18 protein-coding genes are annotated in these 25,981 nt (G+C 44.7%); 5 read left to right on the top strand and 13 right to left on the bottom strand.

The annotated features are described in order from the left end of the window. Positions 1-225: 225 nt before the first annotated feature. Positions 226-3,501 carry a S8 family serine peptidase gene (locus tag RDK53_RS08985; protein WP_308514248.1) on the top strand — a complete coding sequence of 1,092 codons (3,276 nt, stop codon included), beginning with the start codon at positions 226-228 and terminating at the stop codon, positions 3,499-3,501. 65 nt (positions 3,502-3,566) lie between these two features. Here the strand turns inward: RDK53_RS08985 and RDK53_RS08980 are convergent, their stop codons facing one another. Both RDK53_RS08980 and RDK53_RS08975 read right to left on the bottom strand, forming a co-directional pair. Further along, entirely contained in the window at positions 3,567-5,168 is a 1,602-nt protein-coding gene (locus tag RDK53_RS08980) for an AAA family ATPase (RefSeq protein ID WP_308514247.1), read from the bottom strand. A gap of 184 nt (positions 5,169-5,352) precedes the next feature. Beyond that, on the bottom strand, positions 5,353-7,641 hold the full coding sequence (locus RDK53_RS08975; protein ID WP_308514246.1) for an inorganic phosphate transporter: 2,289 nt from the start codon (positions 7,639-7,641) through the stop codon (positions 5,353-5,355). Between the two features lie 226 nt (positions 7,642-7,867). Here RDK53_RS08975 and RDK53_RS08970 point away from each other — a divergent pair, with 226 nt between their 5' ends. The 3 genes from RDK53_RS08970 (at position 7,868) to RDK53_RS08960 (ending at position 10,663) form a co-directional block, all read left to right on the top strand. Beyond that, on the top strand, positions 7,868-8,920 hold the full coding sequence (locus RDK53_RS08970) for a hypothetical protein (protein WP_308514245.1): 1,053 nt from the start codon (positions 7,868-7,870) through the stop codon (positions 8,918-8,920). A 232-nt stretch (positions 8,921-9,152) separates the two neighbouring features. Continuing rightward, on the top strand, positions 9,153-10,097 hold the full coding sequence (locus RDK53_RS08965; protein ID WP_308514244.1) for an NrtA/SsuA/CpmA family ABC transporter substrate-binding protein: 945 nt from the start codon (positions 9,153-9,155) through the stop codon (positions 10,095-10,097). 2 nt (positions 10,098-10,099) lie between these two features. Beyond that, entirely contained in the window at positions 10,100-10,663 is a 564-nt protein-coding gene (locus RDK53_RS08960) for a hypothetical protein (RefSeq protein WP_308514243.1), read from the top strand. A gap of 828 nt (positions 10,664-11,491) precedes the next feature. Here the strand turns inward: RDK53_RS08960 and RDK53_RS08955 are convergent. Beyond that, positions 11,492-12,577 (bottom strand): DUF4143 domain-containing protein, encoded by a 1,086-nt coding sequence (locus RDK53_RS08955; protein WP_308514242.1) that lies wholly within the window; start codon positions 12,575-12,577, stop codon positions 11,492-11,494. Between the two features lie 163 nt (positions 12,578-12,740). On the opposite strand from RDK53_RS08955, the gene RDK53_RS08950 reads away from it, so the two are divergent. Next, on the top strand, positions 12,741-13,550 hold the full coding sequence (locus RDK53_RS08950; protein ID WP_308514241.1) for an MBL fold metallo-hydrolase: 810 nt from the start codon (positions 12,741-12,743) through the stop codon (positions 13,548-13,550). A gap of 6 nt (positions 13,551-13,556) precedes the next feature. On the opposite strand, the gene dusA is transcribed toward RDK53_RS08950, so the two are convergent. From dusA to dnaQ, 10 genes are all read right to left on the bottom strand, one after another. Beyond that, complete coding sequence (gene dusA / locus RDK53_RS08945; RefSeq protein ID WP_308514240.1) at positions 13,557-14,576, bottom strand: tRNA dihydrouridine(20/20a) synthase DusA; 1,020 nt, start codon at positions 14,574-14,576, stop codon at positions 13,557-13,559. Positions 14,577-14,613: 37 nt separating this feature from the next. Next, complete coding sequence (locus RDK53_RS08940; protein ID WP_308514239.1) at positions 14,614-15,006, bottom strand: YchJ family protein; 393 nt, start codon at positions 15,004-15,006, stop codon at positions 14,614-14,616. Further along, positions 14,990-16,840, bottom strand: a complete 1,851-nt coding sequence (typA, locus tag RDK53_RS08935) for a translational GTPase TypA (RefSeq protein WP_308514238.1) — start codon at positions 16,838-16,840, stop codon at positions 14,990-14,992. The genes RDK53_RS08940 and typA overlap by 17 nt, the downstream gene beginning before the upstream one ends. A gap of 9 nt (positions 16,841-16,849) precedes the next feature. Continuing rightward, positions 16,850-17,770: a tRNA pseudouridine(55) synthase TruB gene (truB, locus tag RDK53_RS08930; protein WP_308514237.1), complete on the bottom strand. Its 921-nt coding sequence runs from the start codon at positions 17,768-17,770 to the stop codon at positions 16,850-16,852. Positions 17,771-17,773: 3 nt separating this feature from the next. Continuing rightward, positions 17,774-18,148, bottom strand: coding sequence for a 30S ribosome-binding factor RbfA (gene rbfA, locus RDK53_RS08925; RefSeq protein ID WP_277030836.1), 375 nt, complete (start codon positions 18,146-18,148; stop codon positions 17,774-17,776). Positions 18,149-18,214: 66 nt separating this feature from the next. Then, complete coding sequence (gene infB / locus RDK53_RS08920; protein ID WP_308514236.1) at positions 18,215-21,004, bottom strand: translation initiation factor IF-2; 2,790 nt, start codon at positions 21,002-21,004, stop codon at positions 18,215-18,217. Between the two features lie 30 nt (positions 21,005-21,034). Continuing rightward, positions 21,035-22,534, bottom strand: coding sequence for a transcription termination factor NusA (gene nusA / locus RDK53_RS08915; RefSeq protein WP_308514235.1), 1,500 nt, complete (start codon positions 22,532-22,534; stop codon positions 21,035-21,037). Beyond that, positions 22,535-23,104: a ribosome maturation factor RimP gene (gene rimP, locus RDK53_RS08910; RefSeq protein ID WP_308514234.1), complete on the bottom strand. Its 570-nt coding sequence runs from the start codon at positions 23,102-23,104 to the stop codon at positions 22,535-22,537. Positions 23,105-23,449: 345 nt separating this feature from the next. Next, positions 23,450-24,598, bottom strand: a complete 1,149-nt coding sequence (gene rluB / locus RDK53_RS08905; protein ID WP_308514233.1) for a 23S rRNA pseudouridine(2605) synthase RluB — start codon at positions 24,596-24,598, stop codon at positions 23,450-23,452. 100 nt (positions 24,599-24,698) lie between these two features. Next, complete coding sequence (gene dnaQ, locus RDK53_RS08900) at positions 24,699-25,490, bottom strand: DNA polymerase III subunit epsilon (RefSeq protein ID WP_308514232.1); 792 nt, start codon at positions 25,488-25,490, stop codon at positions 24,699-24,701. Positions 25,491-25,981: the final 491 nt, after the last annotated feature.

Below are 25,981 nucleotides of genomic sequence, written 5' to 3'. Positions count from 1 at the left end.
CTTGGTTCGTTACATGGCATTTCATCTATGGCTACCATCAGGAATTAAAACAGAACCTCTGTTTGAGAACATTGGCATTACCTTTCTTCCGTTTCTCGGTCTTTCAACAATGCATTTTTAACTCACGCCAAGGTTCCTCCAAGGCTTGGATTCATCGGGAAATTCCGAAGGGCTTTGTGAAGTTAGTTTAGTTACCATTTGACAAAGCAGCCCAAGGAGGACGGAATGAGGAATCGCTTTTTTCCCCGGTTAAACTATAAAAAAATTGCACAAGGAAACATTCTTCTTTCAAAACCTCATACTGCGGGAACTAGTGTCGAAAGAAAATTTTCTCCGGCTTTAAAGCTGCATGTTTTGTCTTTCTTTTCTGCTTTACTTTTTCCTATTGCCGCCAGTGCAACAACAGAACAAGATTTTAAAACCACGGAGTACTATGCCTCGAACGGCTTGGACCTGATCAACGCTGCCTCGGCTTATGCGCAAGGATTCACAGGCAAAGGCATATTGGTTGGATTATTAGACACGGAAATGCAATCCTACCATCCGGAATTATCGGGAAAATTTGAGGTATTCGAAGCTTTGGACAAAGACGGCAGTCAAATTCCACTTCCAACTATTTGGGATGACTCTGTTAGCCATGGGACACATGTTGCCTCTATCATGGCAGCAAAAAAAGACAACGAAGGCATGCACGGCGTGGCCTTTGATGCAGATGTAATCGGTCAGGTCTACATCGGACTTAGAGACTTTTATTATCCGGATGACAAACGTTTCTTCCAAGATCATCCCAATCTCAAAATTCTTAATAATAGCTGGACTGCTGCTGAACTCCATAAAGACACTTTACCAACCGGAGAGCTTTACTCAGTTGAAGAAGCAAAAAGGCTTTCGCAGGTCATGGGAGAGCGTCCACACTCAGGAAGCCTTGTCAACTGGGCCCTAAATAATCCAAATAGCCTTGCTGTTATAGCTGCCGCCAATGACGGATGGATTCATCCGTCATTTAACGGAATGCTTCCGCGGTATTACGGTTCTGAACTTGGAAATTGGATTACCGTTGTTTCTGCCAATCCTCTTGATACACGCCGAGAAAACGGAAAGATTATTTTCGGACCAAGCGGTCTATCCTTATTTTCAAACATTGCCCGCGGAGCTGAACTTTTTACTATTACAGCGCCCGGAAGCAATATTTGGGCGGCAAACGTTGTTGACGAAAAATACGTCTTCAAATCCGGTACCTCTATGGCAGCTCCTCAAGTTTCCGGGGCTGCTGCCCTAGTGGCTCAGGCATTTCCATGGATGACAGGAAAACAACTGGCCGATACATTACTTACAACAGCCAACAGTAACATTGAATGCCCAGACATTCTGGTTGGTTTCGATAATTCGATAGAAACAGTTTTGGTTTTTTATTACCTTTCGGATAATAGACCTACCAAAGACCAGCTTATTAAGGCTATCACGGAAACCTACCAAGCTGATCCCGATTCCTGGCCAACATATTCCTTGGATTCACTTATCAAATATTTCATCGAGGACCACTATGAGAACGACGGTTCTGAAAAACTCGATGATAAGTATGTGAGACTCGCCAAGGTAACCAAAGAAGAAGTATTCGGTCAAGGCTTGCTTGACGCCGGAAAAGCAGTAAACGGAATTGCACGTTTGGACGTAAACCGAATGAAGGCAGAAGACATCCGCTCTTATTCAGAATTCGGCAGTGAAAAGTTTGCCTTTGAAAAATTCAATACTCAAGGCCATACCGCCTTCTTCAATAACGATATTTCGGAAAGGCTTTGGGACGATAAGTACCATCACGATGAGTACAAAGAAGGAAAGTTTAGAGCAACCTCAACTTTTACCGGTCTAAAGCCGGGATTGATTAAACAAGGCAACGGCATTTTAGTTTTATCAGGCACAAATACCTATTCGGCTCCAACAATTGTCGAAGGAGGCGTTTTGGATATTAGTAAGCGGGCTGATCGTTCAGGAGGAACTCTAGTAAATAGTTCCGTCTTAATTCAAGACGGAGCTGTTCTCTTAGGTAACGGAACGGTAAACAACAAGGTTATCAATCACGGTGCATTTATCCCAGGTGATTTTGTTGATCCGTTCACTGTAGGTGAATACATCCAAAGCCCGACAGGAAATCTCCTCATCTTTGTTAGCAATGAAGGTAAACACAACAGTCTGAAAGTACTTCATGAAGCAAAAATAGAAGGGAATGTCTTAGTGGGATTAGAAAGTGGGTTTTACGTCAATAACAGTCTTTATAAATTCAATCTTCCGGACTTTATCGATGTATCCGATCCCGCAAAATTAACGCTGGATTTAACGGAGATTCGACTCTTCAAAAACTCCGGAACATTAGAAGTCAAATTAGAAAAGGATAAAGATTTCTTCACTTTAAAAATTTTACGAGCTTCTGACAGTTACTCTCGACACGCTAATTCACCAGCTCAAAAGTCCCTCGGGGGTGCACTCTATGCAGCAGCGTCTCAAAATTCCTTGAGCCCAGGTTTGCGTAACTTTATAGAGTTACTAGACTTTTCAGACGCTGGGAGCAATGAGATTACCAATCTTCTCCAAAACACTTTACCAAATTTGTATTTAAATACTCAGAAGGCAGACTTAGAGCAGCTTCGAACCATTAACAACCTTCTCTTCTCCTGCCGAACTGAGGACGGTTATTGGATTAAAGCTTTAGGTAATCGAGGCTCTTCCGACAGTTCCACCCTTCTCAACGGTTCTAGGACTTATCAATACGGCGTAGTAGGCGGTTATAGAACCAAAATTTCTGAACAGGTCAAAGTCGGAGTCTTCATCGGAGCAACCCAACTACAGCTAAAGGAAAAGAATAGCGGAAGCAAATATGACTCAACCAGATTTTTGATTGGAGCTGAGGCTCAATATTTGCCGCAACAGATTGATGGATTAACATTTTTTGGCTCTGTATTTGTCGCAGGCAATGACGCCAAAGCAACAAGAAAGTCATTAGGCAGTGCTTACAAAAGCCAATGGGTAGGCATTGGATTCAGTTCTCAAGCTGGTGCTGAATACTTAACCGGTCCAGAAACCATTAAAGCAGGTCCTTTTGTATTGGCTGATTTCAACTGGTCAAGAACGCCTTCTTTCACGGAAAAAGGCTCAGGCATTCCACAAACGATTGCCTCCCATCAGAGAGGAAACTTTTCAAGCTTGCTCGGCCTGAAACTTCAAGGAAACACTCAACTCAAGCAAACCTCTATAACCTCAGATGTATGGATTGGTTGGCGTCATAGCTATACAACCAGTCCGGCTAAGATTTATACAAAATTTGCCGATGCCTCTCCGAGATTTTTTGCCGAATCTGACAGATTTCATAAAGATTCTATCGAAGGATCTTTCCAGGTCAGTTTCGATCAAACGACTGGATTTTACGGAGGTATTGAAGCGTGGGGCTCCAAATCCAAGGATGTCCGAGACATAGGTATCAACCTTTTCCTTGGAAAGAGATTCTAGAGATTAGAGCACGTTTAACCGACCAAAAATATCTTAGAACGGCGGAGTCTATTTTGATAAGATATTTAATTTTTCAACTCTTGCCATTTAACGAATTGCCGTTCTTTGATTGAGTAAACAAGCACTACCTGTTTAACAATTCTTTGCCGGGCTTGTTCACCGTAGTGTTTTCTAATCATTTGCTCCAAGCCTTCTTCAAGCTTGTTTTGAGACCTCTCTCCTTCTCGAACTATCTTTAACTCAAAAGTCCAATATCTGTCTGATACGGCAACTTCCAAGTCACTTCTGCCGTAAGCATTATGATGTTCGATTTTTGGCTTTAGTCCAGCGCCAGCAAGGTATACCTGAATAAAAGCTCTCAGAGAAGCTTCATCTCTGACTGGATATCTTTGGTAGTCAATCGACAAGAACAAACGGTTAAGAATATGAAATACCGATTCTGCAGATTCTTCGGAAAGAACTTTTACAATCGATCCGGCTCCTACTTGTCCAGCCACTCTTCCATTTAGCATTAACTCAACGTAGAGTTGAGCCATGGCCCGGCTTACTTCCAAGTTTGGATAATCCAGATAGACAGTTTCTCCATCCTGAACAGCTTTGATAGTCAAATATCCGGTTTGGAACAAGAGCCCCAAATCAGAAAGAGTTTCCACATCGGATGCTCCGGAAATTGATGAAAGAGAAATCGTTTTGATACGCCCATATTCTTCCGGATTCCTCAACGAGTGTGACTTTAAGTATTCCAGCAATACAGCTGGCTTTCCTCCGCTCTCAAACCAATAATCCAAAAAGCCGCTCTCCGGCTCTGAGAAAAACTTCAACAAAGACCAAGGAGAAAATACCTTTTGTTTTGCGGTTCTTTCAAAACAAAACCCATCGTAATGAACGATTAACTCGTTTAATAATTCTTCTTCCGAAAGGCTCAGACAACAGCTTGAGCGTTCAAGATATCCACTGAAATATTGTTGAATTTCTTCTCGTGTATAACCAAGCAAAGTTCCAAATCTTGGGCTCAGAGTCAAGTCAGTTAAATTATTGAGCTCAGAAAAAATGTTGATTTTATTAAACTTTGTTATACCTGTAATGAATAAAAAACGAAGAACTCGATCATTTGATTTCAGAACCGAATAAAAGCCTGAAAGGATTCTCCTGATATCTTCGAACAACTCTTTGCTGTTAAGACAAGAAGTTAACGGAGCATCGTATTCATCTATTAAAAGTACCAAAGAATTGGACTCTTGAGCTTCCATCCAATGAGCAAGTTGATCGCTAACTTCTTGATTTATATCAGGTTTAAAAACAAATCCATAAGAAGAAAATTTATTGGCGATATGGGCGTTAAATCTATCTCGGAAAGACTCTGAACTATCGAAATCTTTCAGTAACGAGAAATCAAGCCTTACAACGTTGAATGTTTCTTTCTCCTTCCATAATTTCTCTATGGCCAAATCTTTAAAATCTCTTAAGCCAAATTTAAATAACGATTCAAAAGTAGAAATAAGGAGTGACTTTCCGAATCTTCTGGGACGAGCCAAAAAGAACTTCTCAGGAAGACGAGCCATCTCAAAAATCAGCTCTGTCTTATCAACGTATATTTGATCACGAAGTCTAAGCACCGAAAAATCTGATGTGCCTAGTGGCAGAAGTTTTAGCTCTTTGGTATCCATTATGCACGGTTCTCCATTTAGACTCTATTTTAATCTGAAGCCTTTACCTCAACCTTCTTTTCTTATTCCTGTTAGATTTTTAAGCAAAATCCTCCGATTTTTCTCGATCTTCTCAGGGGACTTTCCCAAAATAAAGCGAAACCGGCAGCTTTTGGCTGCCGGCTTGTTTTTCCTAATGAGTTAATTAGGTAGTTTCAGGATTAGTTGGAGAAGAAATATTTCCTTCACCTTCATCCTGCAGCATATGGTTTAGTTCTCTCTGAAGCAGAACAATAACGGTATAACGGTTCACGACTTCTCTGTAGAACTGTAGAAGAGCCAAGTAAAGCTCGGAACGATGCAAAGGCATTTGATTGATATCAATCTGCTTCATCAATTCAAGCTGATAAAGATTGACCTCTTCTAAGTTTGTATTGGATAGCCTCAGCAATACTTCGTCAGAGGTTGAGCCCGTAAGGATAAAGTTATCCAAAGTCTTCTGAAGACTCTTCAAATCACTGATGGACTTCAGAAGATTATTTCTCAGTACGCCTTTGAAGACAGAGTGAGAGTTGGCAATGTGATCGTCCATCTGGCTCACTACCTTTGTTAAAAGCTGAGCCACGTCCTTCATGTTGGAGAACGTACGGTAGTAATAGTTTCGGGCGTCGTAGTCACCATCTTTTCCATGAATAATCATCAGATAGTATTGGCTTCTCATACGCACGATACGATCGAGCAATGCCTGAGAGCGGCTCTTGCACTGTCCAAGCTCAGACAAATCTTCCGCTAACAAGGCCTTAACAGCATCGGAGAAGATATTGATAGTCTGTTCGAGGTTTTTGCCGATAGCATTGTTAAGACGAGTTCTAATCTCTTCACGGGTCATGTTTTCGTCAAGGAACTCTTCTGCTTGCTGTTCTTTCTTGGAGCCTGCCAAGAAGTTAGAACGAATTAAAAGAGTAACAACTACCAAGCCCGCAGGAATCATGAACCATGCGCCGAGCCATAAGCAAAGGAGAGCAGCAATACCGCAGGAAATGAAGGCGGTAAAGGCTGTCAAGAACCATCCGCTGATAACGGCTAAAACACCGGAAATACGATAAACCGCTGTTTCTCTATCCCAGGCACCGTCAGCCAAAGAGCTTCCCATGGCAACCATAAACGTGACATAGGTAGTAGACAAAGGCAGCTTGAGGGAGGTCGCCGTTGCAATCAAAATACTGGCCAGCACTAAGTTAACAGACGCTCTGACCTGATCGAAAGGCAATGGAATCTCACCCTTTTGCAAACGAGGCTTTTCTAGTCTGGTATCAATTGCTGTTAGGACGGAACGAGGGAGAATTTGATTAACAATCTTATTGACGCTCAAAGCGGAGCGAACAATAACACGGCCCGTTACGGTAGCGCCGAACTGCTCTTTCTCGTTTCTGTCGCTGGCAGATAAGTTAATAGCTGTCTGAACAACTCGGCGTGCCTTCGGGCTGAACCACAAGGTTCCAACCATAATTAAGCCGGAAATAACAAGATAGATGGTCGGAGTTTGAACGCTTTCTTTCAACCCACCCATGTAAAAGGTTTCAGGGGTTAGAGCACCGTTCAAAGCATGAGCAGCATCAGCTATCTGTACGCTCTGCAAAGCTGCAAGCGGCACACCAACGAAGTTCACCAAGTCGTTGCCTGCGAAAGCGAAAGCCAATGAGAAGGTTCCGGCCAAAATTACAAGACGAAGTGCATTGTAATTAAAGAACCAGATGAGGCACTGAATGACAAATGTTGTGCCTAAGAAGGTATAAAGAAGAATATCGAAAGTATTAGCATTAATCCAGGCCAAAAGTTCCGGAGTCATGAAGGAAGCGCCTTTTGCACCCTTCACAACAAGGAAGTAGAAAATGGCAGTTAAGCAGAAACCGGAATAAATACCGCCGATATAACGGTACACCTTCTGGAATTTAAAGGAGAAAACCATGCGGACGATCCATTGGATAATGACGCCGCAGGTAAAAGCAATAATGACGGAAGAAAGAATACCGATGATGATACTCAGAGCTTTTTCATTATTAATGTAGGCTCCTAAACCTCCTAAAGAGCCCGTTGTTACCCAAAGCTTGTAGCTAGCTGTAATGACAGAGCCGCCGAGCAATTCGAAAACAATGGAAACTGTGGTTGAGGTTGGAAGTCCGAGGGAATTAAAGGTGTCGAGGAGGAGAACGTCGGTCATCATAACAGCGAAGAAAACTATCATGACGTCGTAGAAGGTGAACATTGTCGGATTAAAGATACCGCTTCGTGCGATTTCCATCATTCCGCTGGAGAATGTACAGCCTAAAAGCACACCAGCTGCCGCGACGAACATTACTCTATTAAAAGAAGCTGCTCTGGAGCCTAATGCGGAACTTAAAAAGTTAACCGCATCATTACTTACCCCCACAAATAAGTTAAACGAGGCAAGAAGCATTAAGAACAGCATAATGCCTGTTAAAAAAGTGTCCATATAGTAATAATTTTAGAAATAACTTAACCACCCTATGTTATATACCCAATATGACAAATTTATTACACAGAAGGGTTATTTTCTTTTTATACTCCTGGTCCTCAAAACCATTTTAGTCAGTCACAGCCCGCCGGCTCTTTCTTAAAAGCTTTTGCGAGCCTTTCGAAAGAGTATTATTGCCAGAATAAAAAAGTCTCACTTTTGCAACACGAATAAGGAATGACTCATGAAGTTAAAAGTTCTTACCTGTCAAGCCGGTATTGCAGCTGCCATGCTCGCAGTCGCACCAGCCAGTCATGCTGACTTTCTTTCCGATATTTTTGGTTCTCCTAAGGAACCGGCTGTTCTGCCGTTGACTACCTCCCAGATTCTTCAAAAAGAAGTTTATTCGATTGACGGTCGTAAAGTCTCTGCTTGGGAAGTCGTACAAGTTGCTACTAAACGCGGCACACGCTACAACTTGGTTCAGAAAGAAGGTACCGGCACTTTATTTGGAAGCCAACTCGATGCCGGTAACGTAGTTACTAAAAACGGCAAAGTTGCCTTGGATAAAGCCGCTGGAGTTACATTCCTGAAAAACGGCGATGCACAATTCACTTTCGGACACCCGAAGACACCTGTCGTCATTGACTTGAATCTTCGTGCCATAGACGTCAGCGGTCAGAAAATCGCAGACTATCTCAAGACCCGCGACGGCAAAACCAGCAATGACTCTGAAAAAGTTGGAAACGCTAAATTCCCGGAAGGCTCAATTGCTTACCAGGCCGTTACTAAATTCGTAAATGGCGAAATGGTTCTTCCTGTAAATGAATCCTTCACTAATGCTAAGGCCTCTAGAGAAATCATTGAGAACTTCAGAACCGTTCCTTACTGCTTGAACTACGAATCCAGAATGGATTCTCACGCCTACGGCATCGTTTTTGATCCGACTGCTCCAAAAGCTACAACAGGTACATACAAGATTCTTCCGGTCAGAAGAGACACTATTTTCTGCAAACCGACAGGAGAGCCGGCAGTTGCCAGCGGAAACTGGAATGCTGTCACAACCAAGAACTCCTCCGCGGTTGTTTTGACACTTCCATCCAATGTTGACCCGCGCGACTGCGGTCTCAAGATTCATGAAAACGGGGTCGCTAAGATTGCCTTCATTGCACCGGCTAAAGGCGACCATGTATTCAGACCAGGCCGCTACTATGCCAAAGGCGCAGCAGTTCAAGGTCAGAACTATTTATTCAACAATGTAGCCGCTGACGCCGCTACAAAAGCACTTGGACTGTAATATTTAGCTCTCAATTGAAGCCTCGCCAAACGCGAGGCTTTTTCTTATCGTCTATATTTTCTAACTCTGCTTCTTTTTCCTTACTACCGTCACCTCTCCGTTTAGAACGCTCTGCTTTTGCTCAGGTAACTTCCTGTTTCTTTTGAAATCACCCTTTTATGTTTTACTATATGAAATTGTTCCAACAATTGATATGATAATCATTATCATTTTCATTTAATTTTTTTAAATCATGTTGAGAACCTCTTTATCAGTACTTTTTGCTGGATTATTCTCTGCTTCCGTCTGTTTCGCTGCCGATTTGCCAAAGGAAATCAATATCGTTTATGTAAAGGCTCCTTTCAACCTACAGAATATTGTTATGAAAGAGAAAGGAATGCTTGAAAAAGCATTCGAAAAGGACAACATTAAGGTAAATTGGAAAACAATTACTTCAGGCTCCAAACAAACTCAAGCTATGGCTGGAAAATCTATTGATATTTCCGCTGTGATGAATACTTCCTCTTTATTAATGGCTAACGGTGTGGGCAATAAAATCTTAATTGCTACCGGTGTCTCACATCCGGCCGACACTTTCGCGATCGTTGGAAAACCAGGAGCCGTCCAATCCATCAAAGACCTCAAAGGTAAGAAAATCGTAGGACCAAAAGGTACTGTGCTTCATCAGCTGCTCGTTGCCGCCTTAAATAAGGAAGGAATGAGCATCAAAGATGTTGAGTTTATTTCTATGGATCAACCAACGGCTCTGGCCGCGTTGCTGGCAGGTAGAGTGGAGGCTGCATTATTAGCTGCAAGCGGCGTTATCAAAGCCGAAAAATCCGGAAGCAAAGTCATTACAACGGCAAAAGATTTAGTTAACGTGAATCTTGTCACCACCGTTACAGAAGATTTTGCAAAGAAGTATCCGGAGGCTCTCGATACAGTAGTAAAGGTTCAGAGAGAAGCGTTGGACTGGATTAAAAAGAATCCTGAAGAAGCTATCAGTTTAGGAGCTAAAGAGCACGGCATAGACATGGATGATGCACGCAAACTTGCATCCTGGTCTAACTATTACAACACCTTAACTGAGAAAGATATCGAAGGTCTTCAAAAAGACCAAGATTTCTTATTCGACAACAAAATGATGGAAAAGAAAGTTGACGTTAAATCTTTAGTCCTTCCTTCAGCTCTGAAATAAAAATGTATTCCAATATCAAAGATTTTCTAATCTTCCAAGAACCAGAAGGCATCATTGGATATCGTGAAGATGATCTTTATCGTTTTGCCGGTCCGCGTGCTTTGATTGCCAGTGCGTTAGTTTTCCGATTGATGAAAGAGGCTGTAAAAGATTTGTCTCCAAATGAAATTCCTTGCCGCAAGGACTTCACCGTCATCTCAGGCCATTCTGGGCCGGGCGTCAAAGACGGCTTTGAATACTTAACACGAGCGGTCAGCGAAGGACGTTACCTTTACGATCCCGATAAGGCACGGAGCAATGCGCCAGCTGCCCCCGCTTCTGCCGCAGAAGGCTTCATGTATTTTGAAATTGGCTACCGTGGAAAAGCAATCCGGTATGTCCTTGCTGACGATATTTTTGATTCAGAATGGTTTTCTCAGGTTAGGAAGCACCAAGAAGGATCTTCTTCCACATCTGAGCACTCCCGTTATCTGATGTATAAAGATTCGGTCGTTTCTAAACTCAGAAGAAAAGAGGAAATTTTCAAACAAAAATTACAGGTTGAGGAAGACCTACGATTTAATTGAGTATGACTTCTTTCTTTTTGAAAAAATTGACAGAGTCCTTCATTTCATTTGAAGGAATACTTAAGCCCACCATCTTTGAATGGAATGAGTTTCAGAGGCAAAGATTGTAAGACTAATCTTTGAGCGCCGTACAAGAAGAGAACGTTTCAGGTGTGAGTCATAAGACTTTAGAATCTAAACTGTGAACAGAGGCTTTTCTGTTACTTTCAACAAGGATAGCCTCTTCTTGCTGCTTACTTCCTTCTTCGCCAAGGCCGGCTTCACTCGAGTTTGCGACTCGAACGGGGGCCTGCCTCTCCACAGGCTGCTACGATGGAATTCAGCGCCATATCCTTCAAATTAATTTCCGCTCTAAGACCTCGGTCATGGACTGTCTCGCAACAGGAACACCTCCTTGCGATCTGACAAAGACAACAATTCAGGCTTATATCCGCAAATAGAGAAACTCTTGCTGCTCGGGCAAAATCTGTTTCCAAGTTTAACCCATCCCCCCGTATTGTCTTCCTGCACTATAGTTGACTAGAAATTCATATCGGGAATAGCTCTAGGCAAATGACGGTTTTTCATCATACATAGGTTGTGATTGAGCCACCCAATGCTGAAGCGGCTTCAGCTATGCCCTCCAATCTTTTCTTTTTGAAGATGCCGGGAAAGATATGAAAAGATTTCAAATAATCTATTCAAGTACGACTTCCTCCTATTTGAAGAGTCAAAGATAAAAAAAAGGAACTGCCGAAACATTTGAAGAAAGAGGAACGTCTTCATTTACGAAACTAAGAAGTGCTCCTTTTCCTCTAACCTCCTTTGGCAGAACGTCAAAACTTTTAATCATAGACGCTCGTGGAGAACTTGTTTTTTTATCTCTATAGGATAAAGCATCCCTGCCTCTTCAATAATGAGGTCAATTTCTCTGCCATCAGTATCCCGATAATAATAAAGGCTTGGTTCTCGTCCAATGTTGCGATAGCCTTTCAAAATTTCAATGATTGCATAATTCTCCAGAAAAGCTCCACTCATCGTTCCAGCCTCTAGTGCTTGCTCAGTAAGCCAGCCGCTTAAAAAAGATGCCAAGCCAGTATCCGTAAAATAGAGTTTTGACGATTTGATTATGCGTTTGTGTCGAGTGCTGCAGTATGCGGGCAGAAGATAAACCAGTCCAAAATCTTCCAACATCGAAAGCCATGCTTTTGCTCTAGGTTGAGAAATTCCAGACTTAGTTGCTAGAGCGCAGTAATTTATTGGTTGTCCAATACTTTGGGCAACGATACGCGCAAAACGAAATAAGTCGAGATCCGAGGTAATTTTTGTGTACCGACAAACGTCACTTGCGAGCAATTCTTGAAAGTAATAGTTGTAGAAATGCTCCCAATCAACATCGCCTTTCCACATCTTTGGATAAGAGCCTTCCCAAATAAAGTGAAAAATTTCTTCGGATTCAAGTGTCCTTCGTCCGCGGCAGTTCTTCAAGTAATCTTCGGTCGGTAGGAACGAGCCCTCTCCCAACCATCCATTCAGTTCACGCTGAGACAATCCAAGAAGTCTGAGAACTTGAATCCGGTAGCCTAAGCTTCTCGAGGCGTTCTCCAAACGGCAGAACTGCTGATTCGCTGTTAACCAGAGGCAACCGCTCCCCTGTCTCTCATCAGCGATAGATTTATTCGCTAGCAAAAGCTCCGGCGCATTTTCAATTGATTTAATCAGCAACGGGCCAGGATAACGTTGAAGAAAACCTTTAGGATTGAATAAAGCCTGCTCGCGGACAGTTAACATGTCCAGAGACACGGTCAGCCTTTCAGGATCAATATGATTCAAAAGTGTGCTTTTGCCAACTAGCCTTGGTCCGTTAACAAGCAGTATTTGAGATTGATCGCTGATTTTCCGTATTAAAGCCTCGCTGTCTCTTTTTATGTACATCTTGCATCACCGAATGTATGGCAAGCGATCCAATCACATTTTAATTTTTCAATAGATTTTTGAAAACCTCCAATGTTGATTAAACTCCAACCGACATAGCTGGCAAAGATAAGAAGAAGCGTCAGGTTTAAAATTTAGAAAATCCAAAACCCAAGGAACAAAAATGAAACTTACCATTGTTGTAGACAATTTCTGCCAAAAACAAGGTTTACTCGCCGAATGGGGATACTCTTCTTGGCTGGAAACAAAAGATACCAATATTCTTTTGGATACAGCCGGAATTTGCCACGTGCTAACGCACAACTTGAATTTCTTGAACTTGGATCCAACAAAACTCTCATCGGTAATTCTTTCTCACGGTCACTTCGACCATATCTCCGGACTAATGGACATTCTGCGGATTCAGCCGCAGGTCAATGTGTATGCTTCTCCGGCGGTCTCCATTGAAAAAAGAGGAGATGCGGACGCAAAACGTTTGAGCGGCGGATTCCCAATCCAAAGCCTAAGACAATTCCGTCCTATTGAAGGTATTACGGAAGCAGCTCCGGACGTCTTTGCTTTTACCGTTCCGAAAGCAAGAAGAAATCCTCACTATGTATGCTGCAGAAATCTGTGGGAAGTTAACGAAAACGGGTCTGTTGAGGCCGACAACTTTGAAGATGATGTCTCAGTTGCCGTTAAAGGAAATAAAGGCTGGTCGCTGCTTTTAGGCTGTTCTCATGCAGGTTTGCCCAACATCATGAGATATGTCACGGAAGAGCTCAATATTGAAGAATTTGATACCGTCGTCGGAGGTTCTCATCTTTGCGCTGTTGCGCCGAGAGAATATCCTTTGTGGGCAGAAAAGCTCAGTGAATTTAAGGTAAAACGCTGGAGACTGAACCATTGCACCGGCTTTAAAGCCGCCGCTGCAATGGCAAAATATTTTGATGATGTAGATTGGGCCGGATGCGGTTCAGTCATAGAACTATAAAAAGCTCTAGCCAAAATTATCGTCGTCCGCGTCCCAATATCTTTCTATGTCCGACCAACCGGCTTTAGCATAGGCATAGTTAAGAATATTTGAGCCTTCATGCTCGATGGCTGCTGAATCGCTCAATGTCCTTCTCCATGCCTTAGCGCCGGCTAACCCTGTAAGCAGCCCGTGCATATGTCGGCAAACCGCCCTTACCGCTCTTTGATCAGACTCTACTGTCTTCAAGTATTCAGTCATGACCTCAATGACTTTTTCTCGAGTAATCGGCTCATGACTGTCGCCGTAGAGTCTGTCGTCGACATCGCTTAAAAGCCAAGGAGTGTTGTAAGCAGCACGGCCTACCATTACGCCGTCCACAAACTTGAGCTGTTCTTCGGCTTGACCTAAATCCTGAATTGCCCCGTTGATTACAAAGATCAGTTCAGGGAAATCTTTTTTAAGCTGGTATGCAAACTCTCTTTTGAGGGGAGGAATTTCTCGGTTTTCTTTTGGAGAAAGACCTTTGAGCCAAGCGTTTCTTGTATGAACAATGAAAACATTTGTCCCAGCTTCGGATACCGTCCCAACAAAGTCTCGGACGAAGTCGTAGTTTTCAATTTTATCGATGCCGATTCTATGCTTAACCGTGACAGGGATGTCTACGGCATCTTTCATCGCCTTTACACAATCGGCAACCAAGGCCGGTTCCGACATTAGGCAGGCACCGAAAGAGCCTTTTTGAACGCGCTCACTCGGACATCCGCAATTAATGTTAACTTCGTCATAGCCCCAATCCTGAGCTAATTTTGCACAGGCTGCCATGTCTTTCGGATCGGAGCCGCCAAGCTGAAGGGCTACAGGATGCTCTTCTTTATTAAAGTCCAAATGTCTGGGCTTGTCACCGTATATCAATGCCCCGGTTGTCACCATTTCCGTATACAAGCGGGCGTCTCTAGACAACTGACGATGAAAATATCTGCAATGTCTGTCTGTCCAGTCCAGCATCGGAGCTACACAGAATTTCCAAGAATCTTTATTGTTCATAAAACTAAAAAAAGCTGCCAGAAGGCAACTTCAAAAATTAGGATAGGATCCCGTCTATATAAAACCATCGTCCGTTTTCTTTCAAGAATCTACTCTTTTCTTCTTGCTTAAATCCGCGTCCTGCAATCAAGCCGCGGGCAATGAAATGAACGAAGCCTTCATCGGGTGAAATGAAACCGGTGCTTTTAATCTTCAAAGAAAGCCATTTAACCGGATCATCCAAATTAAGCTCAGACGGTCGCGTTGTAGGATGCCAAGTGTCGAGAAGATACATCGGCTTCTTCACGACAAAAGCAGAATATCTGGAACGCATCAGCTGTTCCGGCGTTTCAGGAACAGCTTTTCCGTCATGAAAGGGTCCGCAGCAGTCGGAATAGAGTTTTCCGCTGCCGCAAGGACACATATCGCTAGGTTTAGATTCCCGGGCCAACTCTTTCGTCTCCGCGGGCAGCTCTTCTGCGTTCGAATTCTTTCAGCCAGCGCTTACGAATTCTGATGCTCTTTGGCGTAATTTCCGCAAGTTCGTCATCGTTAATAAATTCAACGGCGCTTTCAAGAGTAAGCTGGATTGGAGGAACCAAACGAATGGCTTCGTCTGTACCGGAAGCACGAATGTTGGTCAGCTGCTTGCCCTTAATCGGTGTAACGACAATATCATTGTCTCTTGAGTGGATGCCTATAACCATACCTTCGTAAATCGGTTCTCCCGGACCAATGAACAGGCGGCCTCTTTCCTGGATCTTCCACAACGCGTAAGCAACCGAAGTACCGTCATCCTGGCTGATGATGGCTCCGTTTCTTCTATCACCTAAGTCACCGGATTTAACAGGTGCGTATTCGTCAAATACATGGCTCATAACGCCGGTACCGCGAGTCATTGTCAAGAAATCGTTCTGGAAGCCGATCAAACCGCGTGCCGGAATCTTGTATTCGAGTCTGACGCGGCCTTTACCGTCCGGCTGCATATCCTGAAGGTCACCCTTTCTGCGGCCTAATTCTTCCATAACCGGGCCCTGGTGATTTTCTTCAACATCGACCGTCAAGCTTTCATACGGTTCCATCTTTACGCCGTCAACTTCTTTATAAAGTACGCGTGGTCTGGAAACTGCTAATTCATAGCCTTCGCGTCTCATATTTTCAATGAGAATGGTCAAGTGCAATTCGCCGCGGCCTGCAACTTCAAAAACACCTTCGTTGTCAGTCGGCTTCATGCGCATAGCCACGTTGCTCTTAAGTTCTCTTTCGAGTCTTTCACGAATCTGACGGCTAGTGACGTATTTACCTTCTTTACCAGCCAGCGGAGAAGTATTGACGTGGAAGTTCATTGTCAAGGTCGGTTCGTCAACATGAAGCAGCGGGAGAGCTTCCGGTGCAGCAGGATCGCAAAGCGTTGTACCGATACCGATGTCTTCAATACCGTTGATAAGAACGATGTCTCCTGCCTGAGCTTCGTCAACAACTTTTCTTTCCAAACCTTGGAACTTCAAGACCTGATTGACCTTGGCTCTCTTAGGAGTGGAATCCGGACCGTTCATAATGACAACTTCCTGGAGAGGTTTGATTTTGCCTCTCTTGATGCGTCCGATACCGATCTTGCCGACGTAACTGGAGTAATCCAAAGAGGAAATCTGCAGCTGCAAAGGACCGTCAGGATCATCGTCTCTAACCGGGACGTGATCAAGGATGGTATCGAAAATCGCCTTCATGTTGCCGATTTTCTTAAGTTCTTCAACATCTTCAGTAAATCCGGCATAACCGCCTAAAGCAGAAGCGTAAATGACCGGGAAGTCCAACTGTTCGTCTGTTGCGCCGAGTTTGTCAAACAAATCGAAAGTCTGGTTGATAACCCATTCGGGACGGGCGCCCGGACGGTCGATCTTGTTAATCACAACGATTGGACGCAGGCCCTGAGCAAGAGCTTTTTTAGTCACGAAACGTGTTTGAGGCATCGGGCCTTCAACAGCGTCAACCAACAGAAGTACGCCGTCAACCATAGACAAAACACGTTCTACTTCACCACCGAAGTCAGCGTGTCCCGGGGTATCAACAATGTTGATATGAGTACCGTTGTAATCAACCGCACAATTCTTTGCGAGAATGGTAATGCCGCGTTCGCGCTCGATGTCATTACTGTCCATGACTCGTTCTGCAACTGCTTGGTTCTCACGGAATGTTCCGGACTGTTGGAGAAGCTTGTCGACTAAGGTTGTTTTACCATGGTCCACGTGAGCAATAATTGCCACATTTCTAATTGAGCGATTCATATATTTACTTTAATTACTACTTTTCGAAATTAATCTTTCCGGGGAAAGAACGCCGTCAGTACTCAGCCGAGCGCATCCAAGCAGCTCGCGCTTACCGTCTGACAGTCTGTAAACTTTTACTTTTTTCTCTGAATTTTCAGATCTCGTTATCCTAATACTTTGACCATGCAAAAAACGAACAGCTAACTCTTCTTTTAATTCAATAGGTTCTAATTGACTAAGAAGTCTGTCCGGAGGATCGAGCATATCAAGTCTTCGGGCAATGTCAGCTTCCTCAAAATCCTGCAGGCTGACAGCTTCAGAAATGTCGATATCCGCAATTTTTGTTCTTCTCAGAGCCGTTAAATGTGCTCCGCATCCGAGAATCTTGCCGATATCTTCGCCAAGCACACGCACATACGTGCCTTTGGAGCATTTAACTCTAACCACCGCTTCAGGTTTGTTAAAACTTAAAAGTTCAAGCTCGTAAACCGTAACTCGTCTGGGCTCTCTTTCGATCTCTTGTCCCTGACGGGCTAATTCGTATAAACGGACTCCGTCTTTCTTTAACGCGGAATACATCGGCGGGATTTGGTCAATCTCACCGGTAAGGGATTCCAGAGCCTTATGAAGCTGTTCCTCTGTGAAATCAACCGGTCTGGTTTCAATAATCTCTCCTTCCACATCGGCTGTCGTAGTTGTTTCTCCGAACTTTATAGAAGCAACATATTCTTTATCAGCGTGAAGCAAATCAGCACTGAACTTTGTAGCCTCTCCGAAGCACAACGGCAGCAACCCCGATGCAAAAGGGTCTAAGGTTCCCGTATGACCTGCCTTTTGAGCGTTTAAAGCTCTCCGGGCTTTTTGCAGTGCGGTGTTGCTGGAAAGACCGACCGGTTTATCCAGCATTAAAACACCGTCAATCTTGTCTCCTTTTTTTCTGCGGGACAAAATTTACTCCTTAATCTTTTCAGCGTCCTCAGCGCGGGCCTGCTTAATGAGCTGGTCCATTTCAAAGCCGTCTTCAACGCTCTTGTCGTAGACGAAGTGAAGCTGAGGAACGGTGTGGATCTTCAACAGTTTGAAGATTCTCTGGTAAAGAATCGGAGATGCACTGTTGAGAGCTTCTTCGGAGGCTTCCGGAGTAGAGCCGATGGAAGTGAAATACACTGTGGCATGGGCATAATCCGGCGTGATTTTAACGCCTGTAATCGTAACAAGACCAATTCTCTTATCGCTTAATTCTTTCGGAATCATTGTCGCCAAATCTCTTTGGATTTGTTCTTCGATACGGTTTGCACGACCCGGTTTGCTTGGTTTAATCATCATTGTTCTCCATTCATTTAAAAAGCAAAAGAGCCCGCCGGCCCTTCTGCTTTCGACTTCTAAGAAGGATTATTCAATCGTTCTTGCGACTTCTTCGACTTCGAAGATTTCAAGTCTGTCATTGACTTGGATGTCGTCATAATTCTTCAAAGAGATACCGCATTCGGCACCGGCCTTAACTTCTTTGACGTCGTCTTTGAAGCGCCTCAGAGAGTTAATCTCTCCTGTCCAAATAATCACATTGTCTCTTAAAAGACGGACATGTGAATTGCGTTTAACCACTCCTTCGAGCACCATACAGCCTGCAACGGTTCCCACTTTGGGAACGCGGATGACTTGACGGATTTCGACAAGACCGACGTGGTTTTCACGGCGTTCCGGAGCCAACATACCGCTCATGGCAGCCTTAACGTCATCTACGGCATCGTAAATGATGTTGTAGTAGCGGATGTCAATACCGTTGTTTTCCGCAAGCTTGCGAGCTTGAGAATCCGCACGAACGTTAAAGCCGATAACTACTGCATTGCTGGCGATAGCCAAGTTGATATCGGATTCGCTGATGCCGCCGACGGCTGCGTGAACCACGGAGACCTTAACTTCCTTGTTGGAGAGCTTGGTGAGAGCGTGGACCAAGGCTTCCTGAGAACCTTGAACGTCACTCTTGATGACCAAGGACAAGGACTTCTGACCTTCGTCACCGTCCTTGAACAGGTTGTCAAGCTTAGCTGCCTGCTGACGGGCAAGCTTAACGTCACGGTATTTGCCTTGACGATAGTTGGCCAATTCTCTGGCTTTTCTTTCGTCATTGATGACGATGATTTCGTCACCGGCTGCCGGGACATCGGACAAGCCCTGAATTTCCACCGGAATGGAAGGACCTGCGGAGGTCACGGTCTTACCGTTTTCGTCCAAGAGGGCTCTTACACGGCCGTAGGTGGCGCCTGCCAAGACAATATCGCCCTTCTTCAAAGTACCGGACTGAATAAGTACGGATGCAACGGCACCCTTACCTTTATCCAATCTGGATTCGATAACCACCCCTTTAGCAGGAGCATCAACCGGAGCTTGGAGTTCAAGGATTTCAGCCTGCAGAAGGACGTTTTCGAGAAGGTCGTCAACGCCCTGACCTGTCTTCGCAGAAACAGGAATAAACGGAACGTCGCCGCCGTATTCTTCCGGCATAACTTCGTTGGCTACCAATTCCTGCTTAACTCTTTCAGGGTTGGCATCCGGCTTATCAATCTTGTTGATAGCTACCACCAAAGGCACGTTACCGGCTTTGGCGTGAGAAATAGCTTCTTTGGTCTGCGGCATAACACCGTCGTCTGCTGCAACCACCAAAATCACGATATCGGTTGCCTGAGCCCCGCGGGCACGCATAGCAGTAAAGGCTTCGTGACCCGGGGTATCCAAGAAAGTAATGATGCCTCTGGGAGTTTCAACGTGGTAAGCACCGATATGCTGTGTAATACCGCCTGCTTCGCCTGCAGCAACCTTGGTTCTTCTGATGTAGTCAAGAAGAGAAGTCTTACCATGGTCAACGTGGCCCATGATAGTAACAACCGGCGGTCTCGGTACTTTGGGCACTTCAGCCAATGCGCTTGCTTCTTCTTCCAAGAATGCTTCCGGATCGTCAGCTTTAGCGGCTGTGGCACGGTGACCCATTTCTTCAACAACAATCATGGCCGTGTCTTGGTCGAGCATCTGGTTGATTGTAACCATCTGACCAAGCTTCATCATCTGCTTGATGACTTCGGTTGCCTTGACGCTCATCTTATGAGCCAATTCAGCAACGGTAATGGTTTCAGGAACCACAACGTCACGGATAATCGGTTCTTGAACGGCAGGCTGCTGTCTCTGCGGCATAGTGTTCTTCTGCTGCTTGCCGCGTTTATTTCTGCGGTCAGACTTCCAGCCGCTTCCTTCGTCGTTGCTTTCTCCGCCTTTGATCTTCATGGTTCTCTTATGCTGGTTTTCATCTCCCCAGTTTTCAGAGCGGCGGTTGTCTTTCTGCGCCTTGTTTTCTTTCTTGACGCTGTTCTTATGCTGTTTCTTCTGGCCTTCTTTCTGATCTTTGCTTTCTTCGGCTTTAGCAGTTAAAACACGCTTCGGAGCAGACATCATTTCGCGAATAGCTCTGGCTTCAGCTTCAGCTTTCTTACGGGCTTTTTCACGTTCTTCAGCCAAGCGCTTGCTTTCTTCTTTGGCCTTAGCGGCAGCTTCGGCAGCAGCTTTCTCAGCAGCAGCACGCTTACGGGCTTCTTCAGCGCGTTTAGCGGCTTCACGTGCGGATTTTTCAGCCTGTTCTTTCTTCAAGCTTTCTTCCTTAGCCAATTTCTGAGCTTCAGCTTCTCTAGCCTTTCTTTCTTCCTCGGCTTTTCTAGCTTCCTCAGCAGCACGGGCAGCCGCTTCTCTGGCTTTTTGTTCAGCTTCAGCCTTAGCTTTTGCTTCAGCAGCTGCTTTTTCAGCAGCAGCCTTGGCCAATGCTTCCTGTTCTTTCTGTCTCAGGATTTCAGCTGCGGCTCTTTCTGCTTCTTCACGAGCTTTAGCCTCGATATCAGAACGCTTAACCAGCACTTTCTTTCTTCTGACTTCGACTTGGATGGAGTGAGTACGGCCGCCTGATGCAGGCTGAGTAATCACTTTCTTTTCCTTCTTAGTCAAAGTGATCTTTGTCTTGCCGGTACTGGCGCTGCCGCGGGCAGCTTTCAATGAATCAAGCAGGATTTGTCTGTCGATATCATTAATTTCGTCATCGGCATTTCTCTGCGGACGACCTGCATTTTTGAGCTGAGCCAAAATTTCTTCAACCGGTAATTTCAGATCTGCCGCTAAACTAGATACAGTGTTTTGTGTCATATAGTTCTTTATCTCCTATTACCGTATTGATTAGTTGTCCCAATGAGCACGGGCTGCAACGATTAATTTCTGTGCATCCTGCTCTTCCATGTTTGTCATTTCCACCAGTTCGGCAGTGGACAAATCAGCCAAATCATCTAATGTCTTTACGCCCTTTTTGCTCAGCTGGGCCACGAGATCGTGATCCATACCAGGAAGTTCTAACAGTTTAGGATCGGCTGTTTTTAACAATTCTTCTCTTTCAAGAGCTTGAGTAATCAAACCTGTACGGGCTCTGGAACGGAGTTCGCGGATAGTGTCTTCGTCAAAATCTTCCATTGCGAAGAGTTCGTCTTCCGGACCGTAGGCAAGGTTTTCAAGAGTGTCAATGCCGTTTTCGATCAAGGCTTCTGCCACTTCTTCGTCTACTTCAAGGTACTGCATAAGCTTGCTGCGGATTTCACCGATTTCTTTTTCTTTCTCTTCAGCAGCTTCTTCAGCAGTCATCACGTTGATATCCCAACCGGTGAGCTTAGAAGCAAGCTTCACGTTTTGGCCGGAAGCACCAACGGCTCCTTTCTTGTTTTCCTGGTCAACCACAACGTCCATTTTGCCCGCGTCTGCGTGTACAACAACGGAGGTAACAGTGGCCGGGGCCAAAGCACTGACGACATACTCAACAGGCTGGTCGGACCAGCGAACAATATCAATACGTTCGTTATTTAATTCTTTCGTAACGTTTTGAACACGGCTGCCTTTGACGCCGACGCAAGTACCGATCGGATCGATTCTCTTGTCCTTGACCTGAACGGCAATCTTGGCTCTCTGCCCCGGTTCTCTGGCTACATTCTTAATTTCAAGCAGGCCTTCGTTGATTTCAGGAACTTCCAACTTCAAGAGTTCAATTAAGAATTCGTTGCAAGCACGGCTCAAAATGACCTGCTGCTGTCTGGAAGCCGGATCAATCTTAGATACATAAGCGCGGATACGGTCATTGGTTCTCAGCAATTCATGAGGAATGCATTCGCTCTTGGGCAGTCTTGCTTCGATCTTGCCGATTTCAACAATCCAGTCCCCGCCGACATTCTTACGGATTTGGCCGTGAACAATCTTCTGATCTTTGTAGAGGTTCTTGAACTCTTCAAGATTCTTGGTTCTTTCGGCTTCTCTCAATTTCTGGAGAATGACCTGACGGGCGTCAGTTGCGAATCTACGGCCCGTGACGCTGTAATCTTTGAGTTCCTGACGGACATAGTCACCGACATTCATTTCGCCCTGGTCAGAGTAATCCTCTTTGGCTTCCCACTGAAGAATCTGACGGTCCGGCTCCTGAAGGCCCTGGTCGTCAGGAACGACGAGCCATTGACGCCAAACCTGGTAGTCACCGGTCTTAGGGTCTACTTTTACTGCGATATCAGCGTCCTCACCCGGGAATTCGGATTTCTTAACAGCACTGGCGATAGCACTTTCGAGTGCCATCAGTACTAACTCCTTATCGACACTCTTTTCATTTGCAAGGAGTTCTACGTAGTCAAGCAGATTCTTATTCATTTATTTTGAACCTCTAAAATCTAAATCGGCCAATAAAGAGGCGCGTTCAATGTCTTTAAACGGAATATTGAGGATGACAGGAGCGGCCTGAGCTTCTCCTGATTTTTTGGCTTTGGCTTTAGCTTTGGCAATTTCGCTCGGTGTGCGGCCCAATCTTTCAGTAATGAGCTCGAGCGTGATGGTCGGATTAGCTTCATCACCTTCTACAGCAAGAAGCTTACCGTCCATTCTTCTTCTGCCGTTGGCAGGCAGACCTTCGCCTGTCATCGGTGTATAGAGCTCGATATGAACGTTGCTGCCGACAAAGCGAACGAAGTCTTTAGCGCGTCTGAGCGGACGATCCACACCCGGGGAAGAGACTTCGAGACGATCGAAATCCACGTTGTCTACGGTTAAAGCGGGATTCAAAAGATTGCTGACTTTTTCGCAATCGTCCAATGTGATGCCGCCTTCTTTATCAATAGTGACGCGGATAAGACCTCTTGGGAGACGTTCTACGTCAACCAATTCGTAACCGAGACCCTCCACGGTCGACTCAATCAATTCGAAAACCTGAGATGGAACCGCCATTCTGCTGCAACCTCTTAACTAAACCAAAAAAAAACGGGCGTAAAGCCCATCTATTTACAACCCTTGACAGGTGTATTTCCATACCGAAGGGTACAGAAATACCCGGCAAATTTTCATAATCTGCCGAAATTTTGCAAGCATTGTACTCCTAACTTATTAAAAAAGCGGAAGTTTTTGTAAAAATGGATAAAAAACTACCGCTTCTCCAAAGTTTTTTATTATTTGTCAAGGGGTAATTTTCCCTTAGCAAACATACAGTTATTAATTTTGCTGCCTCAAAGCATAGGCAAGACCTCAAAAGACTTTCTCATTTTGAGGCTTCAGCCGATTTTACCGGCGAATCGACTATCTTCCGTCTCTCGGCGTGCCGGAAGCAGGCTTTCTTCCGCTTCGCGGACCTTTTGCTGCGGGCCTTGTCCCGGAGGAAGGTCTTCTTCCCGGTGCTCCTGAAGCTGCTCTGGGACCTGAACTCGTTCTGCGAGCTCCGCCGGCGGGGCTGGCCTTAGGACGGGACGGCACCGGTTTGGAAACCGGCTCTTTATCCAAACCGGATTCTTTAATCCATGCTTCAACAACTTCTTTCGGAAGTCTTTCGAATTTGCCGCGAGTTAAGTTGGAAGGCAAATTGATTGAACCGTAACGAGTACGTATTAAGCGTGACACCGGCATGCCTACAGCTTCGAACATGCGGCGGACCTCTCTGTTTCTTCCTTCCGAGAGCTTAACCTGATACCAACGATTGAATCCTTTACCGCCGATTTCATCTAAGGAAGTGAATTTTGCGGGACCGTCATCGAGCATAACCTTGGTAAGAAGCTTTTCTTTATCTTCTTTAGAGAGCTCTCCTTGAATCCGGACGGCGTACTCTCTTTCGATTTCATACTTCGGATGCATTAAGCGGTTAGCCAATTCTCCGTCAGTCGTAAAGAGCAATAGGCCTTCGGTATTGAAGTCCAAACGGCCAACGGCGATCCATCTGCCGTTTCTCGCGCGAGGAAGATGATCAAAAACCGTTGGTCTGCCTTCCGGATCGTCTTTGGATACGATTTCTCCGGCCGGTTTGTGGTAAATCAAAACTTGAGGAACGCTCTCAGCTTGCTTCATTGCCCGTCTGACAGGCTTGCCGTTTACGCGGACCAAATCCGTCGGAAGCACGCGCTGTCCGATATAAGCGGGTTCACCGTTTACGGAGACTCTGCCTTGAGTAATCAGCTCTTCCATATCTCTGCGGGAGCCGAGGCCGGCATCCGCAAGAACTTTATGAAGTTTTTCGCTTACTGCAGGAGCAGAGTCCTGAGCCGGGACACGCGGCCCTTTAGGAGCTGAAGGACTAAAAGCAGCGGAAGGCAGGTGCAAATCGGCATTTTCTCCGTCCTGACTTGATTTAAAACCCGCCGGGCGCGAACTTCTAGGTTTAATAGCAGAGGAAGCAGCTGATTTTGCCGTCTGTTTAGGCCTAAAAGGAGTTCTGCGGCCTTTGTTTTGAAATGCCATTTAATGTTTTCCTAACAGTTGAATCTTTTTATTAATTTTCTGATTATCGCTATCTTTTGCGCATTGTGTCTGCTTGATGTCTCTAAATTGGACTATTTCCTTAGAGACTCGCGATAAATTGTTCCATTTTGGCTTTTTTGGAATTAATAGACTCTTGTTCTTTTTCTCGTAAGGCTTTGAACTCTTCGTCACCCATTTTATAGAGAGGAGTGCCTTTGCATTTTTTGGCTAAAAGTTCCAAAAATGCTTCGTGAGCCTTCAAATCTTCCTCGCTGGCCTTGATGACGATGTGAGTATCTTCAATGTCATCAAGTTTTTTACCCGACAGAGTCAAACTGTCAATATCCATGGACTCCTGGTCCTGCTTGAGGACCAAATAGACCTGAGCAAGAAGCTGAGCATCGATTAATGCACCGTGGCCGTCATTACGGGAAGTTAAATCGATGCCTAAGCGTTTGCACAAAGCGTCAAGAGAGTTCTGCTGCTGAGGAAACACTTTACGGCTGATTTCCAAAGAGTCAATAACATCTACGCAATGATCGCGGAGTTTGCCCTTTCCGATTCTTGTCAATTCCTGATCCAAGAAGGACTCATCGAAGGGAGCATTATGAGCGATTAACTTTGCACCTTTGATGAACTCTAAGAATTCATCGGCGATTTCTTCGAATGTTGGCTTATCAGCCACCATTTCATTAGTAATGTTATGGATTCGAATGGCTTCTTCAGGAATATCTCTTTGAGGATTGATGAAGCGATGAAATTTATTTTCAGAGATACCGTAACGGGAAAGTTCGACACAGCCGATTTCAATAAGACGGTCGCCCTCTTTAGCTCTAAACCCGGTGGTTTCAGTATCAAAACAAATTTCTCGCACGTATGCCGGTTCTTCCACGCTTTAAGCTCCAGTAGGAAATAACTTTTCAGAAACAGCGAGTTTAGACCTTCTACGAAGATTTTTCAGTAGAACTATTGGCCGAATTCCAGGAGTAACTTCACACAACGGACGTTCATAAGTCAGCGAGTTCCATTCCTTAGCCCATCTGTCTGTTTGAATTCTTGCTTTTAACATTTGTGTCCGAGAATTCGAGCGCGCTCAGTTTTTCTTTTAAAAGTAAAAAATTACCGATTTAACTTTATTTAATCTCAAACAGTCAGGCCGACTTCTCGATTTTGTCATAGGCATAAAAAAGATTTTAAGCCAGCTGTTCAGGCCTGTTTTCTGACCTGAGTCTCCTCATTTAAGTTTTTTTCTAATCTTCTGGGAAAAGACGATTTTTTGCCTTCTTAACGTCAAAAGCCTCTGAGGCCAAAGAATTGACATCCTCCTTTTCGTGAACGAAGAGGATTCCCTACCACCACTACAACAGCCGTAGCCTATTGTTG

This window comes from uncultured Turicimonas sp. (assembly GCF_902477955.1).
Taxonomy (GTDB): domain Bacteria; phylum Pseudomonadota; class Gammaproteobacteria; order Burkholderiales; family Burkholderiaceae_F; genus Turicimonas.
The sequence above is the reverse complement of the archived record's forward strand: the minus strand, read 5'-3'. Positions and strand labels throughout refer to the sequence as shown.

Excerpts from the sequence above, each read along its gene's own strand:
- RDK53_RS08955 (WP_308514242.1), bottom strand. The coding sequence starts at position 12,577 with ATGTACATAAAAAGAGACAGCGAGGCTTTAATACGGAAAATCAGCGAT.
- rimP (WP_308514234.1), bottom strand. The coding sequence starts at position 23,104 with ATGGCGGTTCCATCTCAGGTTTTCGAATTGATTGAGTCGACCGTGGAG.
- RDK53_RS08985 (WP_308514248.1), top strand. The coding sequence starts at position 226 with ATGAGGAATCGCTTTTTTCCCCGGTTAAACTATAAAAAAATTGCACAA.
- nusA (WP_308514235.1), bottom strand. The coding sequence starts at position 22,534 with ATGAATAAGAATCTGCTTGACTACGTAGAACTCCTTGCAAATGAAAAG.
- RDK53_RS08950 (WP_308514241.1), top strand. The coding sequence starts at position 12,741 with ATGAAACTTACCATTGTTGTAGACAATTTCTGCCAAAAACAAGGTTTA.
- RDK53_RS08965 (WP_308514244.1), top strand. The coding sequence starts at position 9,153 with ATGTTGAGAACCTCTTTATCAGTACTTTTTGCTGGATTATTCTCTGCT.
- RDK53_RS08975 (WP_308514246.1), bottom strand. The coding sequence starts at position 7,641 with ATGGACACTTTTTTAACAGGCATTATGCTGTTCTTAATGCTTCTTGCC.
- infB (WP_308514236.1), bottom strand. The coding sequence starts at position 21,004 with ATGACACAAAACACTGTATCTAGTTTAGCGGCAGATCTGAAATTACCG.
- dusA (WP_308514240.1), bottom strand. The coding sequence starts at position 14,576 with ATGAACAATAAAGATTCTTGGAAATTCTGTGTAGCTCCGATGCTGGAC.
- RDK53_RS08980 (WP_308514247.1), bottom strand. The coding sequence starts at position 5,168 with ATGGATACCAAAGAGCTAAAACTTCTGCCACTAGGCACATCAGATTTT.
- RDK53_RS08970 (WP_308514245.1), top strand. The coding sequence starts at position 7,868 with ATGAAGTTAAAAGTTCTTACCTGTCAAGCCGGTATTGCAGCTGCCATG.
- rbfA (WP_277030836.1), bottom strand. The coding sequence starts at position 18,148 with ATGATGATTAAACCAAGCAAACCGGGTCGTGCAAACCGTATCGAAGAA.
- RDK53_RS08960 (WP_308514243.1), top strand. The coding sequence starts at position 10,100 with ATGTATTCCAATATCAAAGATTTTCTAATCTTCCAAGAACCAGAAGGC.
- rluB (WP_308514233.1), bottom strand. The coding sequence starts at position 24,598 with ATGGCATTTCAAAACAAAGGCCGCAGAACTCCTTTTAGGCCTAAACAG.
- typA (WP_308514238.1), bottom strand. The coding sequence starts at position 16,840 with ATGAATCGCTCAATTAGAAATGTGGCAATTATTGCTCACGTGGACCAT.